The sequence below is a fragment of the Streptomyces synnematoformans genome (assembly GCF_039531005.1).
In the GTDB taxonomy this organism is placed as follows: Bacteria; Actinomycetota; Actinomycetes; order Streptomycetales; family Streptomycetaceae; genus Streptomyces; species Streptomyces synnematoformans.
This window is the reverse complement of record NZ_BAAAPF010000187.1, coordinates 1-14427: the sequence shown is the minus strand read 5'-3', so window position 1 is coordinate 14427 and position 14427 is coordinate 1. Positions and strand designations below refer to the sequence as shown.

Here is a 14427-nt window from a genome sequence, read left to right as displayed (position 1 = left end):
GTTGTTGCGGCGGCCGGTGTCGAGGCCGGTGGGTTCGGCGGCGGGGTGGGCCGTGACGTACGGCGCGGAGGCGGCGGAGCCGGGCGCGGAGCCGGAGGACCGGGTCGCCCGCCGGGTCGTCGACGCCCTCCTGGCGGTGCGCGACCGGCAGGACGCCGGCGCCGGGCTGCTGGCCGTCGCGCCGCTGGCGGCGGGGCGGGCCACGGGCGCGGAGGTGCTGAAGACGTTCGCGGTGGCGCGGCTGCTGCTGGACAACGTCCCGCACGTACGGGCCGCGTGGCCGGCGTACGGCACGCAGACCGCGCAGCTCGCGCTGCAGCACGGCGCGGACGACTTCGCGCCGGCACCGGGCGCGGCCGACCCCGGCACGCTCCCCGCCGGCGAACTGGTGGAGTTGATCCAGGACGCGGGGCTGCTCCCCGTGGAGCGCGACGCGCGCTACGCGGTCGTACGCGAGCACGAGGGCCCGGACCCGGAGCGGCGCGAGACGCCGCAGCCCATGCGCTTCTGAGGACGACATGACCCTGCACTACGAGCTGGACCCCGCGGTCACCCCCGCCCTGCGGGACGGCATATGCACGCTCTGGGCCGACGTCAGCAACGCGGGCGGCGCCGTGGGCTTCGTCCCCCCGGTGACGGCCGCGGACATCCGCCCGGAGCTGCGGGGGCACCTCGCGGCCATGGCGGAGGGCCGCACCCGCCTGATCACCGGGCTGGACGCGGGGGGCCGCCCGGCCGCCACCGCCTTCCTGACGCTCAACACGCACCGGCTGATGCGGCACTGGTGCTGGCTCTACACCGTGATGGTCCACCCCGGCCGTCAGGGCACCGGCGAGGGCCGCCGCCTGATGTCCGCCGCGGCGGACGCGGCGCGCGGGATGCCGGGGATGCGGGGGATCCGGCTGACGTGCCGCGGCGGGACGGGGGTCGACAGGTTCTACGCGTCGTGCGGCTACAAGGAGGTCGGCCGCGTGCCGGACGCGATACGGGTCGCGGAAGACGACTACCGCGACGACATCACGATGTGGCTGGCGCTGCATACTTGATACGCGCCACGCGCCACGCGCCACGCGCCGCCCGCGCACCCGCACGCACCGCACCGACCGACGGAGCAGAGAGCAGAGAGAAGTTGTCAGCCGTGACCCCCAAGCCGAACCCCGCCGTCCGTTACACCGCCATGCGCCTCGGTGTCTTCGTAGCGTCGTTCGTGATCCTGGCCGTCCTGGTCCGGATCGGCGTGCTCCCGGCGGGGCTGGGGGACTCGAACTACCTGTGGGTCATGCTGCTCGCCATCGTCGTCTCCGCGCCGCTGAGCTTCGTGCTGCTGCGCGGCCAGCGGGCGCAGATGTCGGAGCAGATCGTGGGCCGGGTGCAGAAGTCGAAGGAGCGGCTGGCCGCGAACCGCAGCAGCGAGGACGAGGCGGACGACGAGGCGCGCGGCTCGGCCTCGTAGCGAGGGCTGAGGGGTGAGGGTCGTCACCCCCAAAGCCACACTATGGGAATGTCAAAGCAGGAGTGTTAGTCTTCCCGTCATGACGACGACGGCAGCTGCGTTTCGCACGCCCACGAGCCCTCTGCTCGTGGCGCGCCTGCACGTCGATCTCTGCCGCTGCCTCTCCGCGGCATGTCAGAGCAGCTAGTCCCCGCACTCTGACGGTCACCCCACACATTCCCCGGTAGCAGCCGCGCGCCCGCTTCCCGTGTCCCGCCCTCTGCGGGCGGACACGGCCCGGCGCGGCGCGCCCCGTCACGAAAGACGCCCGTGTCCACACACACCCCTGCCTCCACCGCTCAGCCGCGCAGCGGCTTCCGGATACCCAAGGTGCCCTTCTGGGCCCAGATCCTCGCCGGCCTCGTCCTCGGCGTGCTCCTCGGCTGGGCCGCCCGCACCGGCGACGTCGCCTGGCTGAAGGACACCCTGGAACAGATCGGCACCATCTTCGTCCAGCTGCTGAAGCTGGCGGTCGCGCCCCTGGTGTTCTTCGCCATCCTGGTGTCGATCACCAACCTCCGCAACGTCAACAACGCGGCCCGCCTCGCGACCCGCACCCTGCTGTGGTTCTTCGCCACCTCGCTGATCGCGGTCGCCATCGGCCTGACCATCGGCCTGATCACCAACCCCGGCGCCGGCACCGGCCTCACCACCAAGGACGGCACCGCCCCCGAGAGCAGCGGCTCGTGGATCGACTTCCTCACCGGAATCGTCCCGACCGACATCATCACGCCCTTCACGGAACTGCAGGTCCTGCAGATCGTCTTCATGGCCGCGGCCCTCGGCGTCGCCGCGCTGAAGCTCGGCGAGAAGGCCCAGCCCGTCATCGCGCTCAGCGAGACCATCCTGGAGCTGCTGCAGAAGGCCCTGTGGTGGGTCATCCGCCTCGCCCCCATCGGCACCGTCGGCCTCATCGGCTTCGCGATCGCCGACTACGGCTGGAACCTGATCAGCAAGTACGCGACCTTCACCGCCGACGTCTACATCGGCTGCGCCCTGGTCCTCTTCGGCGTCTACCCCCTGCTGCTCGCCACCGTCGCCAAGGTCAACCCGCTGCAGTTCTTCCGCGGCGCCTGGCCCGCGATCCAGCTGGCCTTCGTCTCCCGCTCCTCGGTCGGCACCATGCCGGTCACCAAGAAGGTCACCGAACGCCTCGGCGTCCCGCAGGAGTACACCTCCTTCGCGGTCCCCTTCGGCGCGACGACGAAGATGGACGGCTGCGCCGCGATCTACCCGGCCCTGGCGGCCATCTTCATCGCCGAGATCTTCGACGTGACCCTGGGCCTCCAGGACTACATCCTGATCGCCTTCGTCTCGGTCATCGGCTCCGCCGCCACCGCAGGCCTCACGGGCGCCACGATCATGACCACCCTGACCCTCTCCACCCTGGGCCTCCCCCTGGAGGGCGTGGGCCTGCTCCTGGCGATCGACCCGATCCTGGACATGATCCGCACGGCGACGAACGTGGCGGGCCAAGCCGTGGTCCCGGTGCTGGTCGCGGCGCGGGAGAACATCCTGGACCGCGAGGCGTACGACAACGCCACCAGCTTCGACCTCAACGACCCGGACCCGACGGACCCCACCCCGCCCGCCCAGAGCCCTGCGGTCACAGTACCGGCCTGACCTGCTCCACAACGCGCGTTGCCCGCACCCTCCCGACTGGGCAGGGTGCGGGCAACGGCCTGCTTCAGTGCTTTTGCGGCAGTGTGGCATCAGTTGTGAGCGTCTGGCGGCGGGACAGTTGCTCGAACCGCGGCGCTGACCACGGGGCCCTGTGTTGATCCGTGTACGCTCCGCAGCGTGGTCTACATGATAGCGCTCAGTGCCGAGGAACTGGACCGCATTGATACAGAGTTGCGGATCAAGCAGTCTTTCACCAAGACGGTCGCCGTCGCTGCCCTGCCTCGCGATCAGACGCCCCGTATCACTCTGCTTGTTACGCGGGCTTCCGGTGAGGGCGAGGATGCTTGACTTCCTGGGAGAAGCGGCCGAGCCCGACCCGCTCGATTCCCGACGCGTTGAAGACCGCTCTTGGCAGGAGCAATACGACATGATCGGTTGGGTCTGGCCATCGGCAACATCCCACCGTCACGGCTTGCGGCCTGGCGACGTCTGGAGGAGACGGTCGATCCAGGTCCGGCGCCAGGCATGTGCCACCGCCCCGCCACGCGAGACAGTCAAGGAGCGACACAGGCGTAACCACACCCGGGGGTACGACAAGACACTCGCCAAGAGGATGCGGCGCCGGTGTGCCGGGGATCCCGGCACCGGACAGCAACCGCTGTTCGGGTCTTGAGATCAGCCACGGCCTGTTGCCGACTCACCCCGGTCGGCGGTGACCGCGGCCGTGACCAGTGTGGACGTCCCTGCTTGCCCCGGCCAGATGGCCACTAGCATGACGTCCACCTGGCCGCTGCGTGTCCGTCTAAGTGACCACGAAAGTGCCGTCTATGTGGCCGTTGATGTTGGATGTGTGGCAGCGTGGGACGTATGTCGACTCCTCGTGACCTCATCCCGCGCCAGGCGGAGCACCTGGTGAGCGATTCCCTGGAGGACACGCGCGTCGTCCTGATCAATGGCGCACGGCAGGCGGGTAAGTCCACCTTGACCCGTTTGATCACTGGGAGTCGCCCGGATGCGATTATTCGGCTGCTCGACGACAGGGCGACATTGCAGGCTGCCCGGGATGATCCGGTGGGTTTCGTCGAGCATGACGCCTTGATGGTCATCGACGAGATCCAATTGGTGCCGGAGCTGCTGCGCTCGATCAAGGTCGCGGTCGACCTGGATCCGACTCCCGGCAGGTTCCTGCTCACCGGCTCCTCCCGGATCCTGGCCCTGCGCACGCTGCCGGACGCACTGCCCGGTCGTATGGAGGTGATCGAGCTGTGGCCGTTCTCGCAAGGCGAGCTGCACGACGGCGCCGACCGGTTCATCGACGCCGCGTTCGCTCACGGTCCTGCCCTCAAGCACACTTCTGCTCTGCGTAAGCGCGACTACCTGGAGCGAGCCGTCGTCGGCGGCTTCCCGGAGGCGGTTCGGCGCAACTCACGGCGCCGCTCTGCGTTCTTCAACTCCTATCTCTCCACCCTGATCGAACGAGATGTGCTGGAGCTGGCGAGCATCGAGCGCCACGGCGAGCTGCTCAAGCTCGTTGCTTTGCTTGCCGGGCGGGCAGGCGGTCTCCTCGTCCCTGGGACACTCGCCGGCGCATCCGGCATCCCACGCACCACCCTCGTGCGCTACCTGGAACTGCTTTCCTCGGTATTCCTCATCAAGACCATTCCAGCCTGGTCCTCAGGCTTGACGCAGCGTGCCGTAGCCACGGGGAAGCTCGCCTTCGTAGACACCGGAATCGCCTGTCACCTCATTGGCCAAGACGCCAACCGGCTGGCCGACCCCGATGGTGCGGCCGGTCCCATGCTGGAGAACTTCGCCGTCATGGAGTTGGCCCGCCAGTTGACCTGGTCCGAGCAGCAGGGGCGTATGTACCACTACCGCACGAAGGACAAACTTGAGGTTGACGCCGTCATCGAGACGCCAGATGGCAGGGTGATCGGAGTCGAGGTTAAGGCCGGTGCCACTGTTCGTACCGATGACCTGGCCGGACTGCGGAACCTGGCCCGGCTCCTGGGCGATCGCTTTGTCGCCGGCTACGTCCTCTACACCGGGGCGCAGACACTCTCGTTCGGCGACCGCATCCGCGCCCTGCCGATGGAGGCGCTGTGGCACCTCGCCCCCTGACTCCAGCGTCAGCAGGATAGAGCACACCGGAGCGGCCATCGGGCCAACATACCTACATGTGGTCCGGCGACGAACGTGGCGGGCCAGGCCGTGGTCCCGGTGCTGGTCGCGGCGCGGGAGAACATCCTGGACCGCGAGGCGTACGACAACGCCACCAGCTTCGACCTCAACGACCCCGACCCGGCCCCCACCTTGCAGAAAGCCCCGGTCACCACCGCTGCCTGACCGCCCCCGCCCCCCAACGCGACGCCCGCACCCCGCACTCCCGGGCTGCGGGCGTTCGCCTGTGTACCCTCGGGGCCGGCCCTCTCCGGCCGGGAGTGCGGCTCTGGGCGCCCGCTGGCTCCCGGTGCGGGAATGGGGGCCGCACCCCACCAACGTCAGACCGAGACCGGGGCCGCCCCACAGGGCGCGGCGGGGTTTGAGGTGGTCAGGAGCTCAGGTCCAGGACTCGTGCCTGTTGGCCCTTCCACCGTTCCGGGGCGGTGGTGGCCAGCACTGCTCCGTCGGGACGGTCCGGGGTGGGCTGGGCCGCGTGGCTGCTGTGGGCTGTGGCCCAGGTTTGCTGCTTCGCCACCGCCAGGGCGGCGGGCAGATCGAGGGCCAGGACGGTGATGCCGGGCAGGGCGGCGAGGTGCTCGGCCGTTCCCGGCCGGTGGCGGTCGGCTTCCACGAGCGCGCACGCCGGGGCGTAGAGGAACCAGCCCGGTTCCGCGTGAGCCCGGTGGATGAGCCGGGAGGCAAGGACGTTGCCCTGTCCGGCCGCAGTCATCGCGGTGTCGTCCAGGACGATGTGCAGGTCGGTCACGAACCGGTTACCTGGTCCAGGCGCCGGTCCAGCTCGCTGTCGAGGCTCTGCTGCTCGGTCGCGGTAGGCGCGTATCCGTTCCACGCCTTGAGCGTCTCGCGGGCCTTCTCCGCCCGCTCGGCACGCTCGGCCGGGGTGAGCAGGCCCTCGGCGAGGCGGGCCAGGTAGGCGCGCAGGGACATGCCTTCGGCCGCCGCGACGGCGGCGAGTCGGTCCTTGGCTTCCTCGGGGATGCGAACATTGGCGTCGGGCATCGGCGGGCTCCTTCCCACCGCCTCAGGGTACGCACCCGTACCCGTAGGCCAAAGAGTCGCTCCAGCACCTGCCGTTGGGCACGCTTGGCGACCGTGCCGACCCGGGCACAGGCGCCCACGTGCAGCGGCTTCGCCCTCTGCCCGGCCAGCCATCACGGTGTAGGAGAAGGTACTGGGCCGCCGTGGGGGTACAGGTTGTTAGTCGCGCGGGGTGGGGGCGTAGTTCGGGTTCGGGCGGTAGACGCCGGTCGGCGTGCCGTCCTCGCCCACCTCCCAGGCTCCGGCGATCGCTGTCGGAGGCACCTCTCCGTCGGGGTCGCTCACCATGGAGCCGTCGATCTCGTACACCCAACCGCCCGGGTGCCGGCGGGCCTCCGCCAGCACCTCCGGCGGCGGTGTCCGCGTGGACCGCCCCGGGTCCGCCCGCCGTCCGAAAAGCCGCGCCACTTCGCTTCCCCCTCACCTGAGACCTCCGGCCATTGGTCATACTTCCGCACCGGCATGTGCCGGGACAGGGTTTCCTGCAACTGTTCGTCCCCGTGGGGCGTCGTGGCCCTCGTGGATACCCGCCTGACCCGCCCGGGACCGGCTCGCCCCGCCGGTGGTGTCGATCCAGATAACCACTGTTGGTGCTGGTCACGGGGTGAGAGGGTGCACGTATGAGCGAGATCAAACCCTTTCGGATCGACATCCCGCAGTCCGAACTCGACGACCTCCGCGACCGCCTGGTCCGCACCCGCTTCGCCGAAGAGCTGCCCCCCGACCCCGACGCCGTGCAGACCGGGCCCGTGCCGCCCGGGTGGGAGCGCGGGGTGCCGCTGGCGTACGTGCGGGATCTCGTCGAGCGGTGGCGTACGACGTACGACTGGCGCGCGCACGAGGCGCGGCTGAACGAGCACCCGCAGTTCACCACGGAGATCGACGGGCAGAACGTCCACTTCGCGCACGTCCGCTCCCCGCACCCGGACGCCACGCCGCTGATCCTGACCCACGGCTGGCCGAACACATTCGTGGAGTACCTCGGCCTCGTCGACGAGCTGACCGACCCGGAGGACCCCGCCGACGCCTTCCACGTCGTCATCCCCGACCTGCCCGGCTTCGGCTTCTCCGGCCCCACGCACGAGGCGGGCTGGAACCGGCACCGCATCGCCGCCGCGTGGGCGGAGCTGATGCGGCGTCTCGGCTACGAGCGGTACGGCGTGCACGGCAACGACGCCGGCGCGTACGTCGCGCCCGAGCAGGGCCGGCAGAATCCCGACAACGTCATCGGGGTGCACGTCAACCAGCTGTTCTCGTTCCCCGACGGCACCCCCGGCGAGTTCGACGGGCTCACCGAGCAGGAGCTGGGGATGCTGCAGTTCCTGCAGTCCTTCAACGCCGAGATGTCGGCCTTCGCCGACCTCCAGGCCACCAAGCCGCAGAACCTCGCCCACGCCCTCGCCGACTCCCCGGCCGGCCAGCTCGCCTGGATCGGCCAGCTGCTGGGCAACGCGGTCGACCCGGACACGGTCCTGACCATCGCCACCATCTACTGGCTGACCAACACCGCCGCCTCCTCGGCCCGCCTGTACTACGAGGACCGCCACACCGAGCACCCGGCCGAACCGACCACCGCGCCGACCGCGCTGGCCAGCTTCGCGTACGACTTCCGCCCCGTCCGGAAGTTCGCCGAACGCGACCACGCGGCCATCGTCTCGTGGAGCGAGTTCGACCGGGGGAGCCACTGGGCCGCCCACGACGCGCCGGATCTGCTGGTCGCGGACCTGCGCCGGTTCTTCCGCGGCCGGGGCTGAGCCCGTCCACCGGGGTGCACCAGCCGGTCGTTCCGGCGCGGGCACGACCGCGGGCGCCGGCACGACCGCGGGACCTGACGGGGGAGTGGCGGGGCTCGTACTCAGGCGCGGGTGAGTACCTTCGCTCTGGTCCGGATTGCGGCGGCTCGTGACGCTGGGGGCATGCGCTCCCTGCTGCGGACCTTTCTGTTTCAACTCCTCTCGTCCGTCCTCGTCGCCGGCGCCGCCGTCGGGGCCTGGGTCGTGTGGCTGGGCTGGGACCAGCGGCGCGACCGGGTCGGCTACCGCGAGACCGGGCCGTACGAGGCGTGGCAGGTCGGCGGGCTGGTGCTGACCCTGCTCGCCGCCGTGGCCCTCGTCGCGTACGTACGGCACTTCGTGCCCGCCGTGCTCGGCTCGACCGCCGGGCTGACGTGCGCTTCGTTCTACGACTGGTCGGACGACGACAGCGGGCTCTTCCTCATCGGCGTCGGGCTGGTCCTGATGGGGACGTTCGTCGGGTCCGCCCTCGTCGCCGTCGTCGTCGGCGCCCTGGGTGGGAAGGACAGGGCGGGGGAGCCGCCCGCCAACGGGGGCCGCTGACGGGTTGACGCGCTGAAGCGGAACCGGAAGTACCGGGTGCGGCGTCCTCTGGCGGGGCGGCCGGACGTTCGCGAGAATGCGGCGCGCCGCCGCCCAGCGAGTCGAACACGGCCGACGCGACCGTCAGGGAGCCACTGATGACGCAGTCCGCACCACAGCAGCAACGCCCCGCGCCGCCCCCGCCCAGGTCGCAGTACCTGAAGGAGATCAACTCCAGACTCCTCCCCGGCACCGCCGTCCCCGACCTGCTGCCGCCCGCCGTCCGCGCCGACGCCCACGGCGTCCGCGAGGCGGAGGTCCCGCCCGCCGCGCCGCGCGCGACCCGGGGCTCCCTCGCCGACATCCCCTTCGACAACGCCGCCCGCGCCCCCGACGCGGCCGCGCTCGCCCGCCCCCGCGACGCCGGCACCGGCACCGGCACCGGTCCCGACACCTGGGCCGACGTCACCGCCGCCGAGTTCGCCGCCCAGGTGCTCGCCGTCGCCAAGGGCCTCATCGTCCACGGCCTGCGCCCCGGCGACCGGCTCGCGATCATGTCGCGTACGACGTACGAGTGGACCCTGCTGGACTTCGCCGCCTGGGCCGCCGGCCTCATCACCGTCCCCGTCTACCCCACCTCCTCCGCCATCCAGGCCCGCCACATCCTGCGCGACTCCGGCGCCGTCGCCTGCGCCGTGGAGAGCGTCGACCAGGCCCGGCTGCTCAGCGGCGAGCGCCAGGCCCTGCCGTACCTCGCCCACCTGTGGCAGCTCGACACCGGCAGCCTCGGCCAGCTCGCCGCCGCCGGCCACGACGTGCCCGACACCCTCGTCCGCCAGCGCCGCGCCGGCCTCGGCCCCGACAGCGTCGCCACCGTCATCTACACCTCCGGCACCACCGGCCTGCCCAAGGGCTGCGTCCTCACCCACGGCAACTTCCTCGCCGAGGTCGACAACGCGATCGAGCTGCTCTACCCCCTCTTCAAGGCCATCAGCGAGGACCCCGCCGCCACCCTCCTCTTCCTGCCCCTCGCGCACGTCCTCGGCCGCATGACCGCCGTCGGCTGTCTCCGCGCCGGCGTCAAGCTCGGCCACGCGCCCAGCATCCGGACCGACGACCTGCTGCGCGACCTCGCCGCCTTCCGCCCGACGTTCCTCGTCGGCATCCCGTACGTCCTCGAAAAGGTCTACAACACCGGCCGCGCCACCGCCGAGGGCATCGGCCGCGCCGCCTCCTTCGACCGCGCCGCGAAGGTCGCCGTGCGCTACGCCGAGGCCGTCGAGGCCGAGCTGCACGGCACGGGCCCCGGCCCCGGGGCCGGCCTCAAGGCGCTGCGCAAGCTGTACGACGCGCTGGTCTACCGCCGCATCAGGGCCGCGCTCGGCGGCCGCGTCCAGTACGCGATCTGCGGCGGCTCCCCGCTCGGCCGCCGGATGGCGGCCTTCTACGCGGGCGCCGACGTCATGGTCTTCGAGGGGTACGGGCTCACCGAGACCACGGCCGCCGCCACCGTCACCCCGCCCCTCAAACCCCGCTTCGGCACCGTCGGCTGGCCGCTGCCGGGCACCGGGATACGTATCGCGCCGGACGGTGAGGTGCTGGTGCGCGGCGGGCACCTGTTCTCCGGCTACTGGGACGCCGCGGCCGGCGTGACCCGGCTCGACACCGACGCCGAGGGCTGGTTCGCCACCGGCGACCTCGGCGAGCTGGACGCCGACGGGTACCTGACGATCACCGGCCGCAAGAAGGACCTCATCGTCACCGCCTCCGGCAAGAACCTCGCCCCCGCGCCGCTGGAGGACAGGCTGCGCGCGCACCCGCTGGTCAGCCAGTGCCTCGTCGTCGGCGACGACCGCCCGTACGTCGCGGCGCTCGTCACCCTGGACCCCGAGGGGCTGCGGCACTGGCGGATGATGCGCAAGCGCGAGTACGTGCCGGCCGGCGACCTCGTCCACGACCCGCTGCTCCGCGCGGACCTGCAGCGGGCGGTGGACGAGGCGAACGAGCTGGTCTCACGCGCCGAGTCCATCCGCCGGTTCACGGTGCTGCCGGCGGAGTTCACGGAGGCGGGCGGGTATGTGACGCCGTCGATGAAGCTGCGGCGGGCGGCGATCGTGCGCGACTTCGGGCACGTCATCGACGAGTTGTACGCGGCCGAGGGCTGACCGGGCCCGGGCCCGCGCCCGGACCCGGGCGGGGAAGCGGCCGGCGCGGGACCGGGTCGGCGCGGGTGGCCGCGCGCGGACGTGCTCCGGTGCCCGAGCGGCCCCCGGCCCGGCCCGGGCGCTTCCCCGGGGCGCCGGCTGCCCCGCGCGGTCCTGCGAGGGCGCGCAGGCCCGCTCCCCCTCGCCCCTCGCCCCTCACCCCTCGCCCTTCACCCCCGCTCCACGCCCGCCAGCAGCCGCCGCAGCGACGCCGCCGCCGGCGGCGCCCACGTCCGCTTCCCGCCCGCCCGGCCCCGTACGCCCGCCTCCCCCACGATCAGCCCCACCAGCGCGCGCAGCACCGCGACGCCGCGGGCGCGGCGCAGCGTCGCCGCGTCGACGGCCGGCCCGTAGCCGACGTGGAAGCGGTCGGCGGCGGCGTCGTCGGGGAGCAGGATCCACGGGGCGGCGAGGTCGAGGGCGGGGTCGCCGGCGCAGAGGTCGCCGAAGTCGACGACGCCGCAGAGGGCGCCGTCGGCGGTGAGGACGTTCGCGGGGTGCAGGTCGCCGTGCAGCCACAGCGCGGGGCCGTCCCACGCGGGCGCGGCGACGGCGTCGGCCCAGACGGCCCGTACGGCATCGGCCTCCGCACCGGCGACGAGCCCCAGCCCGGCCGCCTCGGCGAGCTGCTCCTCGAACCACCCGTCCGCCTCCGCCAGCGGCCCGCCGCGGCCCCGTCCCGCGGGTGCGCCGGCGGGGGCGGGGCGGTGCAGCGCGGTCAGGAACGCGGCCAGGGTGTGTGCGGCGGCCGGGGCCCGGGGCGGGGGGACCGGCGCGCGGTCGGCGGGGGTGCCGGGCACCCAGGTGGTGACGGTCCAGGGGCGCGGGAAGCGGTCGGACGGCTCGCCGAGGCGCTGCGGGACCGGGACGGGCAGCGGCAGGTGCGGGGCGAGGTCCGGGAGCCAGGCGTGCTCCTTGCGCAGCAGTTCGTCCGCGGACGGCGTCGCCCACGGGAGCCGTACGGCGAGGTCGTCGCCGAGCCGCCAGAGCTGGTTGTCCCAGCCGCGGGCGCCGAGCCGCAGGGGGCGGTCGGCGAGGTCGGGGTGCTGGTCGCGCAGGAGGCCGCGGACCAGCTCCGCGGTGATCTCGGGGGCAGTGTCCGTCGCATGCTGGCTCATCCGCGCCACCGTATCCGGACAAGAGAAAACCCCCGCCGGGCGGCGGGGGTTTCCCTTGGTCAGCGTGGGGCGAGCGTCACGACGGTGAGACGTTTGCCGCCTGCGGACCCTTCGGGCCCTGCTGCACGTCGAAGGTCACCTGCTGGTTCTCTTCGAGCGAGCGGAAGCCTTGGGCGTTGATAGCGGTGTAGTGGACGAAGACATCGGGACCGCCGCCGTCCTGGGCGATGAAGCCGAAGCCCTTTTCAGCGTTGAACCACTTGACGGTTCCGGTAGCCATGAGCCCTCCTTGGGCCAAAGGGTCGCCCTGCCCCAGAGCCTCGAAGAAGCCTGAAAACGACACATGCCTGCGGCGTCAGAATCTCCGCAGGCACGGTACTGCAAGGAAACCAAACTGCAACTTGGTGGCGAGCCTAGCACGCAGGGGCCCGCCCCGGTAGAGAAAAGATCACGCTCAGGTGAGCCCCCGCACCCGCGTGCGGTGGGACGACGGCTAGCCTCGGAGCCGTGACAGCACCACCGCGTGACGCTGGAGAGAGACGCCGGCCACGAGTCGGCCACATCCAGTTCCTGAACTGCGTGCCCCTCTACTGGGGCCTCGCCCGTACGGGCAGCCTGCTCGACCTGGAGCTTTCGAAGGACACCCCGGAACGGCTCAGCGAGCAGCTCGTCGACGGGGAGCTGGACATCGCCCCCGTCACCCTCGTGGAGTACCTGCGACACGCCGACGAACTCGTCGCCCTGCCCGACATCGCGGTCGGCTGCGACGGGCCCGTGATGTCCTGCGTGATCGTCTCGCAGCGGCCCCTGGCCGACCTGGACCGGGAGCGCGTGGCCCTCGGCTCCACCTCCCGCACCTCCGTGCGTCTGGCCGAGCTGCTGATCGGCGAGCAGTACGGCGTCGCGCCCGACTACTACTCGTGTCCGCCCGACCTCTCGCTGATGATGCGCGAGGCCCAGGCCGGCGTGCTCATCGGGGACGCCGCCCTGCGCGCCTCGCTGCACGACGCGCCGCGCCTCGGGCTGCAGGTGCACGACCTCGGGCGGATGTGGAAGGAGTGGACGGGGCTGCCGTTCGTCTTCGCCGTGTGGGCCGTGCGCCGCGACTTCCTCGCCCGCGAGCCCGAGCTGGTGGCGAACGTGCACCGGGCGTTCCTCGACTCCCGCGACCTGTCGCTGGCCGAGGTCGGGAAGGTCGCTGAACAGGCGGCGCGGTGGGAGGCGTTCGACCCGCCGCTGCTCGAACGTTACTTCCGCACGCTGGACTTCCGGCTGGGCGCGGAGCAGCTGGCGGGCATCGACGAGTTCGCCCGCCGGGCGGGCTTCTCGGCGGAGGCGCGGGTGCGGCTGCTGCCCGCGGCCGGGGCGCAATAAGCTGGGCCGGCCGGCCGGCGGTGGCGGCGCGTACGGAGGGCCGTACGACAGCCCGTACGACCGGCCGTGGGAAGGGCCGGGGAGTGAGCCGTGGGGGGTGCCGATGGAGCCGGTGCAGAGCGGTGATCCCGAGGTCGTCGGGCCGTACCGGGTGCTGGGCCGGCTCGGCTCCGGCGGCATGGGCCGGGTCTTCCTCGGCCGCAGCCCCGGCGGCGCCACCGTGGCCGTCAAGGTCGTCCACCCGCACTTCGCGCACGACGACGAGTTCCGCGCCCGCTTCCGCCGCGAGGTCGAGGCCGCGCGCCGCGTCGGCGGCGCGTGGACCGCGCCGGTGCTCGACGCCGGGCCGGACGACGACGTGCCGTGGGCGGCCACCGCGTACGTCGCCGGGCCCAGCCTGAGCCAGGCCGTCGCCGAGCACGGGCCGCTGCCCGAGGAGACCCTGCGCCCCCTGGGCGCGGGGCTGGCGGAGGCGCTGGCGGCGGTGCACGGGCTCGGGCTCGTACACCGGGACGTCAAGCCCTCCAACGTCCTGCTGACCCTCGACGGCCCCCGGCTCATCGACTTCGGCATCGCCCGCGCCACCGACGGCACCGCCTCGCTGACCGCCTCCGGCGCCTCGATCGGCTCGCCCGGCTACATGTCGCCCGAGCAGATCCTCGGCCGGCCGGTCACCGGCGCCGGCGACGTCTTCAGCCTCGGCGCCGTGCTCGTCCTCGCCGCCACCGGGCAGCCGCCCTTCCCGGGCGACAGCGCGCCCACGCTGCTCTACCTGGTGGTCCACGAGGAGCCGCAGCTGCACGACATGACGGGCGAGCTGCGCGAGCTGGCCGCGGCCTGCCTGGCGAAGGACCCGGCGGCGCGGCCGGCGCCGGCGGAGCTGGTGCGCGGGCTGGCGGGGGGCGGCGAGGCGGCGCCTCTCGTACGGTCCGGATGGCTGCCGCCGCCGGTCACGGAGCAGATCAGCCGGCGTGCGGTGGAGCTGCTGGCGGTGGAGGCGGAGCCGCCGGCGGCGGCGGAGCGGGGCGGCGACGGGCCGCCGGCGGGGCCGGTGCCGCTGCAGTCGGCGGAGTACGGGC

At 72.4% G+C, this 14427-nt stretch carries 16 protein-coding genes and 1 pseudogene; 12 read left to right on the top strand and 5 right to left on the bottom strand.

Going from position 1 to position 14427, the window contains the following annotated elements:
* The 7 genes and pseudogenes from ABD317_RS24005 to ABD317_RS23975 all read left to right on the top strand — a co-directional run.
* Positions 1-511: hypothetical protein (locus ABD317_RS24005; RefSeq protein ID WP_344291989.1), on the top strand; the 511-nt coding region annotated here is incomplete at its 5' end.
* 7 nt (positions 512-518) lie between these two features.
* A complete protein-coding gene (locus tag ABD317_RS24000) occupies positions 519-1046 on the top strand; it encodes a GNAT family N-acetyltransferase (RefSeq protein WP_344291988.1) in 528 nt (175 codons plus the stop codon).
* Positions 1047-1138: 92 nt separating this feature from the next.
* On the top strand, positions 1139-1453 hold the full coding sequence (locus ABD317_RS23995) for a DUF4229 domain-containing protein (protein ID WP_344291987.1): 315 nt from the start codon (positions 1139-1141) through the stop codon (positions 1451-1453).
* A gap of 309 nt (positions 1454-1762) precedes the next feature.
* Positions 1763-3115, top strand: a complete 1353-nt coding sequence (locus ABD317_RS23990; RefSeq protein ID WP_344291986.1) for a dicarboxylate/amino acid:cation symporter — start codon at positions 1763-1765, stop codon at positions 3113-3115.
* A 177-nt stretch (positions 3116-3292) separates the two neighbouring features.
* Entirely contained in the window at positions 3293-3463 is a 171-nt protein-coding gene (locus ABD317_RS23985) for a hypothetical protein (RefSeq protein WP_344291985.1), read from the top strand.
* A 564-nt stretch (positions 3464-4027) separates the two neighbouring features.
* Positions 4028-5236 (top strand): ATP-binding protein, encoded by a 1209-nt coding sequence (locus tag ABD317_RS23980; RefSeq protein ID WP_344291984.1) that lies wholly within the window; start codon positions 4028-4030, stop codon positions 5234-5236.
* A gap of 66 nt (positions 5237-5302) precedes the next feature.
* A pseudogene (locus ABD317_RS23975) lies at positions 5303-5461 on the top strand (dicarboxylate/amino acid:cation symporter); the annotation flags it as partial.
* A gap of 205 nt (positions 5462-5666) precedes the next feature.
* Here ABD317_RS23975 and ABD317_RS23970 read toward each other — a convergent pair.
* The 3 genes from ABD317_RS23970 to ABD317_RS23960 form a co-directional block, all read right to left on the bottom strand.
* On the bottom strand, positions 5667-6035 hold the full coding sequence (locus tag ABD317_RS23970; protein ID WP_425582419.1) for a PIN domain-containing protein: 369 nt from the start codon (positions 6033-6035) through the stop codon (positions 5667-5669).
* A 5-nt stretch (positions 6036-6040) separates the two neighbouring features.
* Positions 6041-6298: a hypothetical protein gene (locus ABD317_RS23965; protein WP_344291981.1), complete on the bottom strand. Its 258-nt coding sequence runs from the start codon at positions 6296-6298 to the stop codon at positions 6041-6043.
* Positions 6299-6496: 198 nt separating this feature from the next.
* A complete protein-coding gene (locus ABD317_RS23960) occupies positions 6497-6745 on the bottom strand; it encodes a hypothetical protein (protein ID WP_344291980.1) in 249 nt (82 codons plus the stop codon).
* A 212-nt stretch (positions 6746-6957) separates the two neighbouring features.
* On the opposite strand from ABD317_RS23960, the gene ABD317_RS23955 reads away from it, so the two are divergent.
* The 3 genes from ABD317_RS23955 (at position 6958) to ABD317_RS23945 (ending at position 10817) form a co-directional block, all read left to right on the top strand.
* On the top strand, positions 6958-8091 hold the full coding sequence (locus tag ABD317_RS23955; RefSeq protein WP_344291979.1) for an epoxide hydrolase family protein: 1134 nt from the start codon (positions 6958-6960) through the stop codon (positions 8089-8091).
* A 162-nt stretch (positions 8092-8253) separates the two neighbouring features.
* Positions 8254-8673, top strand: a complete 420-nt coding sequence (locus ABD317_RS23950; RefSeq protein WP_344291978.1) for a hypothetical protein — start codon at positions 8254-8256, stop codon at positions 8671-8673.
* Positions 8674-8810: 137 nt separating this feature from the next.
* Positions 8811-10817, top strand: a complete 2007-nt coding sequence (locus tag ABD317_RS23945; RefSeq protein ID WP_344291977.1) for an AMP-dependent synthetase/ligase — start codon at positions 8811-8813, stop codon at positions 10815-10817.
* Between the two features lie 209 nt (positions 10818-11026).
* On the opposite strand, the gene ABD317_RS23940 is transcribed toward ABD317_RS23945, so the two are convergent.
* Both ABD317_RS23940 and ABD317_RS23935 read right to left on the bottom strand, forming a co-directional pair.
* Positions 11027-11974 carry a phosphotransferase gene (locus tag ABD317_RS23940; RefSeq protein WP_344291976.1) on the bottom strand — a complete coding sequence of 316 codons (948 nt, stop codon included), beginning with the start codon at positions 11972-11974 and terminating at the stop codon, positions 11027-11029.
* A gap of 76 nt (positions 11975-12050) precedes the next feature.
* Complete coding sequence (locus tag ABD317_RS23935; RefSeq protein WP_018840208.1) at positions 12051-12254, bottom strand: cold-shock protein; 204 nt, start codon at positions 12252-12254, stop codon at positions 12051-12053.
* 227 nt (positions 12255-12481) lie between these two features.
* Here ABD317_RS23935 and ABD317_RS23930 point away from each other — a divergent pair, with 227 nt between their 5' ends.
* Together ABD317_RS23930 and ABD317_RS23925 are read left to right on the top strand one after the other, a co-directional pair.
* The gene (locus ABD317_RS23930; protein WP_344291975.1) at positions 12482-13348 is read left to right on the top strand and encodes a menaquinone biosynthetic enzyme MqnA/MqnD family protein; all 867 of its coding nucleotides are present in this window, start codon (positions 12482-12484) and stop codon (positions 13346-13348) included.
* A 103-nt stretch (positions 13349-13451) separates the two neighbouring features.
* Positions 13452-14427 (top strand): serine/threonine-protein kinase (locus ABD317_RS23925; RefSeq protein ID WP_344291991.1); only part of this gene is annotated, 976 nt, incomplete at its 3' end.